Annotated in this window: 15 protein-coding genes; 5 read left to right on the top strand and 10 right to left on the bottom strand. The window is 66.1% G+C overall.

Features of this window, described 5'->3' with window-relative positions; translation table 11 throughout:
• The first annotated feature begins 65 nt into the window (after window positions 1-65).
• From STE01S_RS03065 to STE01S_RS03055, 3 genes are all read left to right on the top strand, one after another.
• Window positions 66-1196, top strand: a complete 1131-nt coding sequence (locus STE01S_RS03065; protein ID WP_062764754.1) for a CaiB/BaiF CoA transferase family protein — start codon at window positions 66-68, stop codon at window positions 1194-1196.
• 104 nt (window positions 1197-1300) lie between these two features.
• Window positions 1301-2104 carry a crotonase/enoyl-CoA hydratase family protein gene (locus STE01S_RS03060; protein WP_062765128.1) on the top strand — a complete coding sequence of 268 codons (804 nt, stop codon included), beginning with the start codon at window positions 1301-1303 and terminating at the stop codon, window positions 2102-2104.
• A gap of 2 nt (window positions 2105-2106) precedes the next feature.
• Window positions 2107-2886: a tyrosine-protein phosphatase gene (locus STE01S_RS03055; RefSeq protein WP_062764751.1), complete on the top strand. Its 780-nt coding sequence runs from the start codon at window positions 2107-2109 to the stop codon at window positions 2884-2886.
• Window positions 2887-2906: 20 nt separating this feature from the next.
• On the opposite strand, the gene STE01S_RS03050 is transcribed toward STE01S_RS03055, so the two are convergent.
• From STE01S_RS03050 to STE01S_RS03020, 7 genes are all read right to left on the bottom strand, one after another.
• Window positions 2907-4226 (bottom strand): Xaa-Pro dipeptidase, encoded by a 1320-nt coding sequence (locus STE01S_RS03050; protein WP_082813215.1) that lies wholly within the window; start codon window positions 4224-4226, stop codon window positions 2907-2909.
• A gap of 73 nt (window positions 4227-4299) precedes the next feature.
• The gene (locus STE01S_RS03045; protein WP_082813201.1) at window positions 4300-5034 is read right to left on the bottom strand and encodes a sulfotransferase-like domain-containing protein; all 735 of its coding nucleotides are present in this window, start codon (window positions 5032-5034) and stop codon (window positions 4300-4302) included.
• A complete protein-coding gene (locus tag STE01S_RS03040) occupies window positions 5031-5954 on the bottom strand; it encodes an aminotransferase class IV (protein WP_218016969.1) in 924 nt (307 codons plus the stop codon). The genes STE01S_RS03045 and STE01S_RS03040 overlap by 4 nt, the downstream gene beginning before the upstream one ends.
• Window positions 5955-5989: 35 nt before the next feature.
• Window positions 5990-6667, bottom strand: coding sequence for a phosphatase PAP2 family protein (locus STE01S_RS03035; RefSeq protein ID WP_082813200.1), 678 nt, complete (start codon window positions 6665-6667; stop codon window positions 5990-5992).
• Window positions 6628-7227 (bottom strand): hypothetical protein, encoded by a 600-nt coding sequence (locus STE01S_RS20250; protein WP_062764742.1) that lies wholly within the window; start codon window positions 7225-7227, stop codon window positions 6628-6630. The genes STE01S_RS03035 and STE01S_RS20250 overlap by 40 nt, the downstream gene beginning before the upstream one ends.
• Before the next feature lie 6 nt (window positions 7228-7233).
• Window positions 7234-8646 carry a dihydrolipoyl dehydrogenase gene (lpdA, locus tag STE01S_RS03025; RefSeq protein ID WP_062764739.1) on the bottom strand — a complete coding sequence of 471 codons (1413 nt, stop codon included), beginning with the start codon at window positions 8644-8646 and terminating at the stop codon, window positions 7234-7236.
• A gap of 1 nt (window position 8647) precedes the next feature.
• Window positions 8648-9940, bottom strand: coding sequence for a pyruvate dehydrogenase complex dihydrolipoamide acetyltransferase (locus STE01S_RS03020; RefSeq protein WP_062764736.1), 1293 nt, complete (start codon window positions 9938-9940; stop codon window positions 8648-8650).
• A 160-nt stretch (window positions 9941-10100) separates the two neighbouring features.
• Here STE01S_RS03020 and STE01S_RS03015 point away from each other — a divergent pair, with 160 nt between their 5' ends.
• On the top strand, window positions 10101-10556 hold the full coding sequence (locus tag STE01S_RS03015; protein ID WP_062764733.1) for a universal stress protein: 456 nt from the start codon (window positions 10101-10103) through the stop codon (window positions 10554-10556).
• Here STE01S_RS03015 and STE01S_RS03010 read toward each other — a convergent pair.
• Window positions 10553-10945 (bottom strand): hypothetical protein, encoded by a 393-nt coding sequence (locus STE01S_RS03010; protein ID WP_162928191.1) that lies wholly within the window; start codon window positions 10943-10945, stop codon window positions 10553-10555. The two genes, STE01S_RS03015 and STE01S_RS03010, sit on opposite strands and share 4 nt — an antisense overlap.
• Before the next feature lie 119 nt (window positions 10946-11064).
• Here STE01S_RS03010 and STE01S_RS03005 point away from each other — a divergent pair, with 119 nt between their 5' ends.
• Window positions 11065-11850 carry a helix-turn-helix domain-containing protein gene (locus STE01S_RS03005; protein WP_062764729.1) on the top strand — a complete coding sequence of 262 codons (786 nt, stop codon included), beginning with the start codon at window positions 11065-11067 and terminating at the stop codon, window positions 11848-11850.
• A gap of 116 nt (window positions 11851-11966) precedes the next feature.
• Here the strand turns inward: STE01S_RS03005 and STE01S_RS03000 are convergent, their stop codons facing one another.
• Window positions 11967-14276, bottom strand: coding sequence for a ribonuclease R family protein (locus tag STE01S_RS03000; protein ID WP_062764728.1), 2310 nt, complete (start codon window positions 14274-14276; stop codon window positions 11967-11969).
• A complete protein-coding gene (gene proS / locus STE01S_RS02995; protein WP_062764727.1) occupies window positions 14277-15803 on the bottom strand; it encodes a proline--tRNA ligase in 1527 nt (508 codons plus the stop codon).
• Window positions 15804-15841: the final 38 nt, after the last annotated feature.

The raw sequence follows: 15841 nt of genomic DNA, 5'->3' as shown, positions 1-15841 counted from the left end.
TTGCAGCGTCCCCCGGATCAAGTCCGGGGTCCTCGCAATGACGATGCAGGCATGGGAGACACGACATGGCCGGACCCCTCAAGGGCATCAGGATCATCGAATTTGCGGGGATCGGTCCCGGCCCCTATTGCGGGATGATGCTCGCCGACCATGGTGCGGAGGTGATCCGCATCGATCGTCCCGGCGGTTTCATGGACCCGCGCGATCCGCTGTCGCGCAACCGCACCTCGATCGCGCTCGACATGAAAAATCCCGATGCGGTCGCGATCGCGCGCGATCTGTGCAAGAGCGCCGACGGCATCATCGAAGGCTATCGTCCGGGCGTCATGGAGCGGCTGGGGCTCGGCCCCGATGTGCTGCTCGCCGACAATCCCAGGCTTGTTTACGGACGCATGACCGGCTGGGGCCAATATGGCCCCTATTCGCAGGCGGCCGGACACGACATCAACTATATCGCGCTGTCGGGCGTCCTCCATACCGTTGGCCGCGCGGGAGAAAAGCCGGTGCCGCCAGTCAATTATGTGGGCGATTTCGGCGGCGGCGGCATGATGCTGGCCTTCGGCATGGCAAGCGCGCTGCTGCACGCCGCGAAGACCGGCGAGGGTCAGGTCATCGACTGCGCCATGACCGACGGGTCGGCATTGCTCGCGGGGATGAGCTGGGGCTTTTATGCCATGGGTCGGCTGCGCGACGAGCCGGGGGTGAACATGCTCGATACCGGCGCCCATTTCTACGACACCTATGCGTGCGCCGACGGCAAGTTCATCTCGATCGGCTCGATCGAGCCGCAATTCTATGCCTTGCTGCGCGAAAAGACCGGGCTCGACGCCGATCCCGCCTTCGATGCGCAGATGGACCCATCGCAATGGGCACCGCTCAAGGACAAGCTGACCGCGTTGTTCGCGACCAAGACGCGCGACGAATGGTGCGCGCTGATGGAAATGACCGACGTGTGCTTTGCTCCCGTCCTCTCGCTCGCAGAGGCGCCGCAGCATCCGCACAATGTCGAGCGCGAAACCTTCCTCTCGGTCGGCGGCGCCACCCAGCCCGCCCCTGCCCCGCGCTATTCGGCGACGAAGGCCGACACGCCGCGTCCCGCGCCGGCGGTGGGCGCAGACGGCGACGCGGTGCTTGCCGCGCTCGGCTACGACGCCGAGCGAATCGCCGCGCTGCGTAGCGGAGGCGCGGTCCGCTGAACCGATGCGGCGACCGGGCGCCGATCCGCGCCCGGCAACGCCATCTGCAACTTGCCAGAACAGACCGCGGGGCATAGCCTGTGCGCGGTACAGGAGACGTGATGATGGGCGAATTTCTGAGTGTCGAGCGGCGGGGAAAGATCGCCATCCTGACGATGATCAAGCCCGAGAGCATGAACGCGATCGGCACCCATGCCGACTGCGACGATATCGTCAACACGCTCCGCGCGCTGGGCGAGGATCGCAGCGTCAGCGCAATCATCCTTACGGGCAGCGGCAAAGCGTTCAGCGCCGGCGGCAATCTCAAGTCGATGCAGGATCGCAAGGGGATCGGCGTACTCGATCAGCCCGATTCGACCCGCGCCAATTATCGCCGCGGCGTGCAGGCGGTGATCCGCGCGCTGATGGACTGCGAGATCCCGATGATCGCCGCGGTCAACGGCCATGCCGTCGGCCTCGGCTGCGACCTTGCCTGCACCTGCGACATCCGTATCGCGGCGGAGAGCGCCAAATTCGCCTGCAGCTTCATCAAGGTCGGCATCGTCCCCGGCGACGGCGGCGCCTGGCTTCTCCAGCGCGTCCTCGGCTATCCGCGCGCGGCCGAACTCTTCCTGACCGGCGACCGCTTCGATGCGCAGACGGCAAAGGACTATGGGCTTGTCACCGAAGTCGTCCCCGACGCCGAACTGCTCGACCGTGCGGTGGCGATCGCCGAGCGCATCGTGTGCAACCCGCCCCGCGCGCTGCGGCTCACCAAGCGGCTGCTCCGCGAAGCGCAGCACAGCCGGATGAGCGACATCCTCGAACTCAGCGCCGCCTATCAGGCGATCGTCCACGAAACAGCCGACAACCGGGAGGCGATCAACGCCTTCGTCGAAAAGCGCCCACCCGTCTTTACCGGAGAATAGCCATGATCGCCGACCGCGTCCTGCCGCTTTCGGGCATCCACAATTTCCGCGACTATGGCGGCTATGCGGTCGAGGACGGCGGACGGCTGCGGCAGGGACTGCTCTGGCGTTCGGCGCACCACGAACAGGCGACCGACGCGGATCTGGGCGCGGTCGATGCGCTGGGCCTCGAAACCGTGATCGACCTGCGCGGCGACGATGAGCGCGAAATGCATCCCTGTCGCCGCTCCGACAATTTTTCGGCGCGCGTCCTGTTCGCAGGCGGCGTCACCGCAGGGCTGGCGCCGCACCTTCAGGCAGCGGGCGGCGCGATCGAAGTCGAGACGGCACGGGCACGAATGATCGATACCTATGCTGGCATGCCCTATCGCTCGGCGCTCGTCGCGACCCTGCGCCTCTATCTGGCGGCGCTCGCCGAATATGATGCGCCGAGCCTGGTGCACTGCGTCGCGGGCAAAGATCGCACCGGCTTTGCGGTCGCGATCGTCCACCGGCTCGTCGGTGTGCACGAGGATGATCTGATGCACGACTATCTGCTCACCAACACGGCGGGCAAGATCGAGGAACGTATCGCGCAGGGTGCCGCACACATCCGTGCCCGCTATGGCGCCGAGATCAAGGACGAGGCGGTGCGCGCGCTGATGTCGGTCAATCCCGCCTATCTCGACGCCGCGCTGGCGACGGTGCGCCGCGATCATGGCGATATTCCGAGCTATGTCGAGGCGGTGTTGAATTTCACCCCCGCGATGCGCGAAGCCCTGATCGACAAGCTAGTCGTATAGTCCCTTTCCTCAAGGGCGGATTATTCGCCCTTCACCAGCACCCCGCCCTTCACGACCGCGGCGACATGTTCGAGCCGGGTCACATCGGCAAGCGGGTCGCCATCGACCGCGATGATGTCGGCGTAGCGACCGACCGCGATCGCGCCGAGGTCGTTCGTCATGTCGAGCGCTTCGGCGCCGCTGACCGTCGCGGCGCGGATCGCCTGGAGCGGGGTCATCCCCCACTCAACCATCTTTGCGAACTGCTTGCCGTTATCGCCGTGCGGATAGACGCCGGCATCGGTGCCGAACAGCATCCGCACCCCTGCCTTCACAGCGCGCTGGAAGGTCTGGCGCTGGGCAAGGCCGATCGCCTTTTCCTTGTCGAGGCTTTCCTGTTCGGTGCCGTTGGCGGTCCCGGTCGCGAGGATATAATCGTCGTTATAGATATCCATGTCGAACCAGGTCTTGTGCTCGATGGCGAGCTTGATCGCCGCATCGCTCGCAAGGCTGGCATGTTCGATCGTATCGATGCCGGCAAGGATCGCCGTCTTGATCCCGTCGTCGCCATGCGCGTGGGCCGCGACCTTCAGCCCCAGCATATGCGCCTCGTCGGCAATCGCCTTCATCTCGTCGAAGGTCAGTTGCTGCGCGCCGACGCTGTCGCCGAGCGAAAAGACGCCGCCGGTCGCGCAGATCTTGATGACGCGCGCGCCATATTTGTGCAGCCAGCGCACCTTCGCGCGCGCCTCTTCGGGGCTGTCGATCACCGACGCCTCCTTGCGGTCCATCGAGGGCGGCAGCCCGCCGCTGTCGCAATGGCCGCCGGTCGCGCCGATCGCCCACCCCGCCGGAATGATGCGCGGTCCCTGAATGAAGCCGCCCTCGATCGCCTGCTTCAGCCCGACGTCCTCGAAATCGGCGGAGCCGACATTCCGTACGGTGGTGAAGCCCGCATCGAGCACTTTCTTCGCGTTGGCGACGCCGACGACGGTCCAGAAGCTGTCGGTATAGCGCAGCCCTTGATAGCCGCCGACTTCGGCGAGCGAGGTCAGATGGACGTGCATGTCGATGAGGCCCGGCAAAAGCGTGCGATCGCCAAGGTCGATCTGCCGGACGTCGGAGCCCCAGCGCACGGTGCGCGCATCGGCGATGCCGGTAATGCGCCCGTCGGGCCCGACGAAGATCGCGGGATGCTCGACGGTCTTGCCGGTCAGCACGTCGAGATAGCGCGCCGCGGTAATCACCGTCTTCTGCGTCGCCGCCGCGTCCTGCGCCGACGCTGTCCCAACGGCGAAAATCGCCGCCGCACCGATCGCGATTCCCCGGAGAAAACTGCCGAACTTCACACTGGATTGCATCACGCGTCCGCCCTCTGTTGCTGCCCGCAGACTTGATGGCAAAAGGCGCCCGTGTAGGACAGCGAAAATTGCGTCAGGCGGCGATTTTATGCTGCGCAAGATAGGCATAGTCGGCGCGGCACGCGTCCGCGACGGCCTGGGCCTCGGGCGACAGCGCCGCCGCCGGCTTGTCGGGCGCACCGAAGCCCGTGCTGGCCGCAACCGCGTCATACCAGTGCGACGCCCATATGCCGTCGGTGGCTTGGATTCCGGGTTGCCACCGCAACATGGCGGCGTCCCATCCGATGCCGAGCGCTGCGCACAATTTCTGCAGCATCGCCGCCGGATCGCGCAATATGTCGGCGCTGTCGATCACCGGCGGCGCATGGCCGAGCCGGTCGGCCTCGCGGTCGAAAAACTCGACCTGACGCGCGGTGCCGAGATGGTCGGGGCGGACCATCACGCGCTTGGCCGCATAGCTCGCGACGACGCGCGCCGGGTCGCGGATCAGGAAGGCGTGGCGAAGCCCGGGCAGATCGTGATGCGCGATCGGGCCGACCATATGGTGCGCCATATGCTTCTGATACCAGATCGGCGTGGCGGCGGGATTCGGCCCCGACAGGGTGTGCGCGACGCTGCGCCAATCGCAGTCCATCGACGCCATGACCTGCTCCATCATCGGCTGCGGGTCGCCGGTTTGCCGCAGATAGGCGCCGTAAAAGGGTTCGTCGGTGACGAAGCTGTCGGCTCGGCTGCCGAAACTGCGCATCATCGCGGTCGACAGGTTGCGCGGCCCCGACCACATGGCGATGCGGATGCAATCGGTCACGGTCGTCCCCGCACCGCGATATCGGCCTCGATCAGCGCGCGATAGAGGCCCTGCAGGCGTTCGACCATCGGCCCGCGCCCATCGGTCAGCTTGCGCCCGTCAATCGTGTGCGCCGGCACGACGCCGGCGAAGGTGCCGGTCACGAATGCCTCGTCGGCTCCATAGACATCGGTCAGCGAAAAATTCCGTTCATGGACCGCTATTTCGTTGTCGCGGCAGATACGGATGACGTTGCCGCGCGTGATCCCGCCAAGGCAATAATCGCCGGTCGACGTCCACACCTCGCCCTTGCGGACGATGAAGAAATGGGTCGAATTGCAGGTCGCGACGAAGCCGTGCGGATCGAGCATCAGCCCCTCGTCGGCGCCGGCCTGCGCCGCCTGGATGCAGGCGGTGATGCAGTTGAGCTTGGAATGCGAATTGAGCTTCGGGTCCTGCACCGCGGGATCGCCGCGGCGGACATGGACGGTAAAGAGCGACAGCCCCTTTTCGACCGTCGCGGGCAGCGGATCCTTATATTCGGCAATGATGACGATCGTCGCGGGCGAGACGATAACGCGCGGATCCTGATAGGGGGTCGAGCGTATCCCCCGCGTCACCATCAGGCGGATGTGGCACGCGTCCATCCGGTTGGCATCGATCGTGTCGTAGAGCCGCCGTTCGAGCGCTTCGCGCGAAATGCCGATGTCCATCGCGATCGCCTTTGCGCCCTCCCACAACCGATCGAGATGCTGGTCGAGAAACGCCATGCGGCCGCGGTGAACGCGGATCCCCTCCCACACTCCGTCGCCAAGCATGAAGCCGCTGTCGAACACCGACACGCTGGCTTCGGCGCGCGGAACGAGCGCGCCGTTGACGTTGATGAGGATCGCGTCGTTGCGCGGATCGGGGACGAAGTCGTGCGTGCCTTGTGCCATCATTCCAACCTAGCCGCTTGGACGGCGCTGTCGAGCGGTCATGCCGGCCCGGCGCGCTCCGAACGCGCCCACCACGCCGCCGCCAGCGCGAAAGCCGCGCCGAGCAGGGTGCCGCCGACGACATCGCTCGGCCAATGCACGCCGAGCATGATGCGCGACAGGCCGGTGAGGCCGATCATCAGCATCGCGAAGGTCCATGCTGGCCGCCGCCATCGCACCGGCGCAAGCAGTGCCAGCGTCAGGTAGAGCGCCGCCGCGCTGGTGGCGTGGCCGCTGGGATAGGAAGCGCTGCTGACATGATCGAGATGGGCGATCAGGTCGGGGCGCGGGCGGTCGAAGGCCGCCTTGAGCAGGCTCGACGCAATGTTGGCGAACAGCACCGCGGCCACGATCGCGAGCGCCGGACGCCGCCCGCCCCAATAGCGCACCGCCGCCGCGATCAGGCCGACCAGTACCCAACGCGGCGTGCCGCCGCCGATCCAGCTTATCGCCTGCATGAAGGCGATCAGTGGTGGCGGACCGGCGCCGTCGGGCCACGTAAGATGCCGCGCGATCGCGGTGTCGAGGGCCGCGCCATAATCGGCGCGGGTCAGCAGGCCGAGCATCAGCATCGCGACAGCAAGCATCACGACGATGACCGCCCTGTTCCGCAAGCGCGCCGGTGGTTGCGCCACGATCAGGCTTGCCTCATCCGGTCGGCGGCGGGCTTGCGCCATGCCTCGAGATAGGCGGCAAAACGGCGCAGTTGCTCGGTGCCGCCGTCGACGTCATTGTCCATCAGCCGCAGCACGCCCGGCCCCTGATCGGTGCGATAGGCGAGATAGAGTCCGTGCCGGAAACGCGCCCCCAATCCAACCGATACGGAGAGGTCGCCCGGAAGGCGATCGGCGCGGTCGACGAGAAGCTGCGTGATGTCGTGCGCATCGACCGACCCGATCCCGGCATCGTGCAGCAGATCGGAATAGAGGCGCCCGTTCTCGATCCTGGCCGCAACGCGCGCCGTGGCCGCCCGCCCCCCATGTCGCGCCGCATAGAAGAGGCAGCCGCATCCGCCCCCGATCACCACGATCATATGCAACGGTACCAACGGATCGCGCCGCGGCGCCGGCGCCGGCCACAAGCCGCCGGCGAGAGGCACTGTCGGCGGCGGCGGGGCGTGGGCGTCGTCGTCGTACATCAACCCGGCCACAAGGAAAGCCGCAACGGCAAAGGCAAGGAAGAGAAGGGCCTTCCCGCTATTGCCGCCGCGCGCATAGTGAAGGATCGACGGGTTCAAGCGCGATCAGATATGCAGCGCCCGCCCATAGGCGCCAAGCACCGCTTCGTGCATCGTCTCGCTGATCGTCGGGTGCGGATAGACGGTGTGCATGAAATCCTGTTCGACCAGCTCGGCGGTCTTGCCGACGGTATAGCCCTGGATCATTTCGGTCACTTCGGCGCCGACCATATGCGCGCCGAGCAGTTCGCCGGTCTTGGCGTCGAACACGGTCTTCACGAAGCCCTCGACCTCGCCAAGCGCGATCGCCTTGCCGTTGCCGATGAAAGGGAAATTGCCGACCTTGACGTCATAGCCCGCTTCCCTGGCCTTCGCCTCGGTCAGCCCGACGCTCGCGATCTGCGGGTGGCAATAGGTGCAGCCGGGGATGTTCTTCGCATCCATCGGATGCGGGTGCGCGTCCTTGTTGCCCAGTTCCTTCGCAATCGCCTCGGCCGCGATCACGCCTTCGTGGCTGGCCTTGTGCGCGAGCCACGGCGGCGCGGTGACATCGCCGATCGCCCACAGGCCCTTCACATTGGTGCGGCAATAGGGATCGGTGTCGATATGCCCCTTCGTCGTTTTGACGCCGAGCGCTTCGAGGCCGATATTTTCGGTGTTGGGAACGATGCCGATGGCGACGATCGCATGGCTGTAGTCGCCCGCCTGAACCTTGCCGTCCTTCGTCTTGATCTTCGCCGAAACGCCGCTCGCGGTTGCTTTCAACTCCTCGACGCCGGCGCCGGTCAGGATCGTCATGCCCTGCTTCTTCAGCGATTTTTCGAGAAAGCTCGACACGTCGGCATCCTCGACAGGGACGATGCGGTCGAGCATTTCGACGACCGTCACCTCGGCACCCATATCGTTGTAGAAGCTCGCGAATTCGATCCCGATCGCGCCCGATCCGATGACGAGCAGCTTCTTGGGCATTTCGGCCGGGGTCATCGCGTGGCGATAGGTCCAGATGCGCTTGCCGTCGGCGGGCGCGAAAGGCAGGTCGCGCGCGCGGGCGCCGGTGGCGACGATGATATGCCTGGCGGTCAGCGTCTCGCTGCCCTTGTCGCCCTTCACCTCGACCTTGCCCGCACCGGCGAGCTTGCCGTCGCCCATATGAACCGCGATCTTGTTCTTCTTCATCAGGTGCGTGACGCCCTGATTGAGCTGTTTCGCGACGCCGCGCGACCGCTTGACCACCGCATCGAGATCGGCGCTGATGCTGGCGGCGGCGAGGCCATAATCCTTGGCGTGGCTCATATAGTGAAAGATCTCGGCCGAGCGCAGCAACGCCTTGGTCGGGATGCAGCCCCAGTTGAGGCAGATGCCGCCCAGATTCTCGCGCTCGACGATCGCGGTCTTCAACCCAAGCTGCGCCGCGCGGATCGCCGCGACATAACCACCGGGGCCGGAGCCGAGGACGATGAGGTCGTAATTTTCAGCCATGTTACGCCACCAGTCCGAGCGGGTTTTCGACGATCTGCTTGAACGCCTGCATCAGTTGCGCCCCATCCGCCCCATCGATGGCGCGGTGGTCGAAGCTGCCGGTGGCCGACATCACGGTCGCGATGGCGAGCGCGTCGTCGACGACATAAGGCCGCTTCTCGCCCGCACCGATCGCCATGATCATGCCCTGCGGCGGGTTGATCACCGCCTCGAACTGCTTGATGCCGAACATGCCCATGTTCGACAGGCTGGCGGTGCCGCCCTGATATTCGTGCGGCTGGAGCTTGCCTTCCTTGGCGCGGCCCGCAAGTTCCTTCATCTCGGTCGAAATCTTGCTGACCGACTTGTCGTCGGCGCCGACGATGATCGGGGTGATCAGGCCAGCCGGCACGCTGACCGCGACCGAGATGTCGGCGCGTTCGTAGCTGATGAGCTGATCGCCGGCGAAGCTGACATTGCATTTCGGCACCTGGATCAGCGCCTTTGCCAGCGCCTTGATCAGCAGGTCGTTGACGCTGAGCTTGACGCCCTGCGGCTCGAGTGCCGCGTTGAGTTCGCCGCGCAGCTTGAGCAATTTGTCGAGCTGGACATCGACCGTCAGATAGATGTGCGGCACCTCCTGCTTCGACTGGGTCAGGCGGCGCGCGATCGTCTTGCGCATATTGCTGAGCTTTTCCGCGCTGTGCGGGATGTCGGTTTCGAACGGCTGCGCGGGGGCGGGCGCAGCGGCGGGTGCGGAGCTGGGCGCGGCCGCGCTTGCCGGGGCGGCGGTCGACGCAGCAGCGCCTTCGAGGTCGGCCTTGACGATGCGGCCGCCGGGTCCGCTGCCGGTGAGCGCAGCGAGATCGATGCCCTTGTCGGCGGCGATGCGCTTGGCGAGCGGGCTCGCTTTGATCCGCTCGCCCTGCGCGGCAGGGGCCGGGGCGGCGGTCGGCGCCGGAGCGGGTGCAGCCGCGGGAGCAGCCGCGGGAGCAGGCGCGGGGTCGGCCTTGGCGGCAGGCGCCGGTGCAGGTGCAGGCGTAGGCGCAACCTTGGTGCTGCCCGCATCCTCGTCCTCGCCGGCGATAACGGCGATCACGGTGCCGACCTTCACATTGTCGGTGCCTTCGGGGATCAGGATTTGCGCGATCGTGCCTTCATCGACCGCTTCGAATTCCATCGTCGCCTTGTCGGTTTCGATTTCGGCCAAAAGGTCACCTGACTGGACGCTGTCCCCCTCCTTCACCAGCCATTTGGCGAGGGTCCCTTCCTCCATCGTCGGCGAAAGGGCGGGCATCTTCAGTTCAATCGGCATCGTCGCTTTTGTCCCTGTCAGTCTCGCAGGCGCAGGCCTGCCGCTACGGATTCGTCCTCGTCATAAGCGCATCGCGGGTCAAGGTCTATCGGGCGGAACTTGCCTTTCATACGAATGTGACGCACTGTCCGCCCGCAAAAGGCATAGCGGGGGCCGGGGCATGCGCACCTATCTGGTGGTTATCGACGACAGTCAGGAGGCGACGCTGGCGCTGCGCTTTGCGGCGCGGCGCGCGGCGCGCACGGGCGGCGGCGTGATGGTGCTGGCGATCGTGCCGCCGCAGGATTTCGTGGCTTTCGGCGGTGTCCAGGCGACGATCGAGGCCGAAGCGCGCGAGCATGCCGAAGAACTGGTCGCCGCCGCCGCCGATGCGATCGCGCAGGAAGCGAATGTGACGCCGCAGATCATGGTCAAATCGGGCAAGCCCGCCGAGATCGTGCGCGACGTGATCGGCGCAAACGACGAGATAGCGGCGCTCGTCCTCGCCACCGCCGCGAGCGGAGCGCCGGGCCCGCTGGTGGCGCATTTCACCGGGCACGACGCGGGAACGCTGCCATGCCCGGTGATGCTGGTTCCGGGCGCAATCGACCTCGCCCGGCTCGACGCGCTTAGTTAGGCCGCCGCAGCGCGCGGGAGCGCTGCCGCGCCCTTCGCTTCGAACAGCGCGAGTTCGAGAACGACAATCGCCTGCACGATCAGGATTGCGATGCCGGTCCAGCTCATCTGGCCCGCGAACATCGCCAGCACCGCAAAACTCGCCGCGACCCAGCCGAGATTGCCGATGGCGATCAGATTGGCGAGCGCGCGGCTCGGGTTCTTCTGCCCGGCAACGAACAGCATCAGCGCCGCCGACGGTAACCCGATCCAGCCTGCGGCCGCGATAAGCCCGGTCGGCAGACCGAGCAGCGCCGCGACCGGCGCGGTCGCGAACACGCACGCCAGGAACAGGATGCTGCAGGTAATCGCATCGATGACGAGGCTGTTCTTGAGATTGAAATAGGACATGATGGATTCTCCTTTCGAACCCCTCCTGAATGGCGCCGCGACGTCATCGCGTCGATTACGCGCCAGGTAATGGAAATCGCGCACCGCCATCGCTAACCAGAGGCAAAAGGAGACAGGCGATGCAGATGGTTCCGCTCGGCGAGCAGCTTCGCGAATGGCGCGCGCGGCGCCGGATGAGCCAGATGGACCTCGCCCTCGACAGCGAAATTTCGACCCGGCACCTGAGCTTTATCGAAACGGGACGCTCGAAACCGAGCGCCGCGATGCTCCAGCGGATCGCCGATTGCCTGGACGTGCCGCACCGAGCGCGCAACGCGATGCTGCTCGCCGCCGGATACGCCCCCGATTATCGCGAGCGCCCGCTCGACAGTCCCGAAATGACCGGGATGAAGGCCATTGTCGACCATGTGCTGAAAGGGCACGCGCCCTATCCCGCGCTCGCAGTCGACCGGCACTGGAACATGGTCGCCGCAAACGATGCCATCGCGATCCTGACCGCGGCCGTGTCCCCTGCCCTGCTCGAGCCGCCGGCCAACGTGCTACGCATCGCGCTCCATCCGGAAGGGCTGGCGCCGCAGATCGTCAACCATGCCGAATGGCGCGCGCATATCCTGCACCGCCTGGATCAGCAGATCGAGGCGAGCGCCGATTCCGGGCTCGCCGCGCTGCGCGACGAAATCGCCGGCTACCCCGCGCGGCCGGGCGATCAGCCCGCCCCGCCCGCAAGCAGCATCGCGGTCCCGCTGATCGTCGACACCGCCGCCGGGCGGATCGGCTTCGTCTCGACCGTGACGATCTTTGGAACGCCCGTCGACATCACCCTGTCCGAACTGGCGATCGAGGCCTTTTTTCCGGCAGACGCAGAGAGCGCGGCGTTGCTGCAGCGACTGGCGGCGGTGCCATAAGGTTCGTCGGCGCAAGGAGCCGAAGGCAAGGAGGCAATCTCCGGCGTTCCGCGTTGCGGAAGATTGCAGGCTGGAGAATGCTTCGTCGCTGCGCTCCTCGCAATGACGAGCGACGATTATCGGCGCTTGCCTTGATGGCGGATATTGCCGGGCCGTCCGCGTTTACCGACCGCATGCTTGCCCGCCTTCTTCACACCGTCGCGGCGCGGCGGTCGATTGCGGAAGCCGCCTTCGGGCGCGTCGGGCAATTCGAAACGCAGCGCGCCGCTCACCGGGTTCGCCTCCATCAGCCTGAGGTCGAGCCGCTGGCCGACGCTATAGCTGACCCGGCCATGCTCGCTGTCGAGAGTCCGCGCGGCTTCGTCGTAGAAAAACCGCTCGCTGCCGAGCATCGAGACCGGCACCAGCCCGTCGCCGCCGAGGCCATCGACGGTCGCGAAGAAGCCGAACGGCTGCACTCCCGTTATCCGCGCCGGGACGATTTCACCGACCTTGCCGGCGAGATAAGCGGCGACATAGCGGTCGACCGTCTCGCGCTCGGCCTCCATCGCGCGGCGTTCGAGCCCGCTGATCGCCTCGCCGATGCGCGAAAAGCCCTTTTGGTCGGCCTCGCCGAGCCCGCTGCGCTCGGGCAGGCCCTTGGGCTTGCCGGGCACTTCGAGACGATAGCTGTCGACCAGCGCCCGGTGGACGAGCAGATCGGCATAACGGCGGATCGGTGAGGTAAAATGCGCGTAGCTGCCAAGCGCGAGGCCGAAATGACCCGCATTGGCGGGGCCATAATAGGCCTGCGTCTGGCTGCGCAGGATCGCCTCCATGATTTCCGGCAATCGGTCGTCGCCCGAAAAGCCGTCGATCAGGCGGTTGAACACCGCCGGCGTAATGACCTGTCCCAGCGCGAAGCTTTGTTCGAAGCTTTCGAGATATTCCTTCAGGCTGACGAGCTTTTCGCGGCTCGGCGGTTCGTGGATGCGATACATCACCGGCGATTTCTTCGCCTCGAGCGCCTTCGCCGCCGCGACATTGGCCGCGATCATATAATCCTCGATCAACCGGTGCGCGTCGAGCCGTTCGCGCACGCGTATTTCGGCGATATTGCCCTGCGCGTCGAGAATCACCTGCCGTTCGGGCAGATCGAGGTCGAGCGGCGAGCGCGCCGCGCGCGCCTTGGCGAGCAAGGTCCAGCAGCCCCAGAGGTGGCGGAGCGCCGGCATCACGTCGGCGTCCCAGCCCTTGTCGGGCGCGTCCGCATCATAGGCCGCCTGCGCGCGTTCATAGGCAATGTTGGCGCGCAGCCGCACCAGCGCGCGGGTGAAACGCCATGACGTCACCTTGCCATGCTTGTCGACGGTCAGGTGGCACGCCATCGCCGCGCGGTCCTGCCCTGCTTTCAGCGAGCAGACGCCCGCCGACAGTGTTTCGGGCAGCATCGGAACGACGCGGTCGGGGAAATAGACGCTGTTGCCGCGGCGCCGCGCCTCGCGGTCGAGCGCACCGTCGGGGCGGACATAATAGCTGACGTCGGCGATCGCGACGATCGCCTTCCACCCGCCCTTGTTGCCGGGGTCTTCATCGGGGACCGCCCACACCGCATCGTCATGGTCGCGCGCATCGGCGGGGTCGATCGCGACGATCGGCAGATCGCGCAGATCCTCGCGCCCTTCGGGCGTCAGCGGCAGCGTCGCGGCGCGCTCGGCCTCGGCGAGCGTCTCGTCGCCGAACACATGCGGGATATCGTGCTTCGCAATCGCGATCATGCTGAGCGAGCGCGGGGCGAAAGGGTCGCCGATGCGGTCGATCACGCGGGCCTTGGTCGCGGGACCGCGTCCCGACAGTTCGGCCCTGACCAGGTCGCCGATTGCCGCATCTCCCATGTCAGCCACGGCGAAGTCGAACCGCGCGCGCTTGTCGGCGGGGCGCAGCCAGGTCATCGGCTTGCCGCCGGGGCCGGTATCGGCAACGAGCACGCCGATCACGCTTTCACCGCCGGACTGGAGCTTTTTCATGGGATGCGCAACATGGCCGCTGCCGCGCTCCTCGGTGCGGGCAAGGATACGGTCGCCGACGCCGAGCGCACTCTTGCGGCCCTTTTCCATCACGCGCAGGCGCGGCGCCGGGCCGCTGCCTTCCCAGCGGTCGGGTACCGCCCAGACCGTATCGCCCTCGACCGCTGCGACGCGCAGCACGGTGACTTTGGGAAGGCCGCCATGCTTGTGGAACGCCCGCCCCGGGGCCATGTCGACGACGCCTTCGTCGGTCATGTCCTTGAGCAGCGCCTTCAGCGCGATCTTGTCGGCACCGCGCAGCGCGAAATGCTTGGCAATCTCGCGCTTGCCGACCGCACCGGGGCTGTCCTGAATGAAGCGCAGGATCTGCTCGCGCGAGGGGAGACCCGCCGGCTGCGGCCGCTTCGGCGCCTTTGCCAATTAATAGGTCCGCCCGATGAGCACGCGTTCGACCGCGGGCTCGCCGGTGAAGAAGCAGGCGCCGTCGGCGGGCGCGGCGTCGAGGGGAGTGTTACGCATCGTCAGCTTCAACGCTTTCAACTGCTCAACGATCCCTTCGAGCGCGGCGCCCGTCGGGCGCGACCATTGCACCTCGGCCCAGCCGACGAATTTGTCGTCACCGCCGAAATGCGCCGCAAGGTCGGTGACGTCCCGGCGGATGTTGGCGTCGAGGCGCGCCTTCGCGTCGGCATAAAGCCCCTGCTGGATCGCCTGAAGAATGGTCGCGGCTTCGGCGACGAAGGCGTCTTTCGCGACGAAGGCGGTGTCGAGCTTGCCGCTCTCCTGATACAATCGGTCGCGGCGGATGACCGCGACATTGCCGCCCGCAACGTCGCGCGGGCCGACCTCGACGATGATCGGCGCGCCCTTCTTGACCCAGCCCCAGCGCTTGGTCTGCGCCTTGTTCGCGCCGGTGTCGAGCAGCACGCGAACCGGTTCGCGGAACGCGTCGAGCGCCTTCAGCTTCATCTCGAGGTCGCGGCAATAATCGAGGATCGAGGCGTCCTCGTCATTGTCGCGCAGCATCGGCACGATGACGATCTGGTGCGGCGCGATGCGCGGCGGACAGCGGAGGCCATCGTCGTCGCCATGCGTCATGATGACGCCGCCGATCATGCGCGTCGACACGCCCCAGCTCGTCGTGTGGCAAAGGCTGTGGCCGCCATCCTTGTCCTGATAGCGGATATTTGCCGCCTCGGCGAAGCCGGTGCCGAGATAGTGCGAGGTGCCGGCCTGCAGCGCCTTGCCGTCCTGCATCATCGCCTCGATAGAATAGGTCGCGACGGCGCCCGGAAAACGCTCGTTTTCAGGCTTTTCACCGGCGACCACCGGCATGGCGAGGACGTCCTCGGCAAAACTGCGGTACATTTCGAGCGCACGCAGCGTCTCGGTCATCGCATCGCCCTCGTCGGCGTGCGCCGTATGGCCTTCCTGCCACAGAAATTCGCTGGTGCGCAGGAACATGCGCGTGCGCATTTCCCAGCGCACGACGTTCGCCCACTGATTGACTTTGAGCGGCAGATCGCGCCAGCTCTGCACCCAGCGGCTCATCGCGGCGCCGATCACGGTTTCCGAAGTCGGGCGGACGATCAGCGGCTCCTCGAGCTTCGCCTCGGGATCGGGGATCAGCTTGCCCTTGCCGTCACCGATCAGTCGGTGATGCGTGACGACCGCCATTTCCTTCGCGAAACCATCGACATGATCGGCTTCCTTCTCAAAGAAGCTCAAGGGAATGAAGAGCGGGAAATAGCAGTTCTGAACCCCCGCGTCCTTGATCGCGGCGTCCATCACCGTCTGAATCCGTTCCCAGATGCCATAGCCCCACGGCTTGATGACCATGCAGCCGCGCACCCCCGATTCCTCGGCAAGATCGGCTTCGGCAATGACATCCTGATACCAGGCCGCGAAGTCGGCCTGACGGGTTACGCTGAGCGCATGCTTGATCATCTGTCCTGTTTTCTGTGCTGGGGGCGGGAGAGGCCCCG

Source organism: Sphingopyxis terrae subsp. terrae NBRC 15098 (assembly GCF_001598815.1).
GTDB lineage: Bacteria > Pseudomonadota > Alphaproteobacteria > Sphingomonadales > Sphingomonadaceae > Sphingopyxis > Sphingopyxis terrae.
This window is presented reverse-complemented; position numbering and strand designations above follow the sequence as displayed.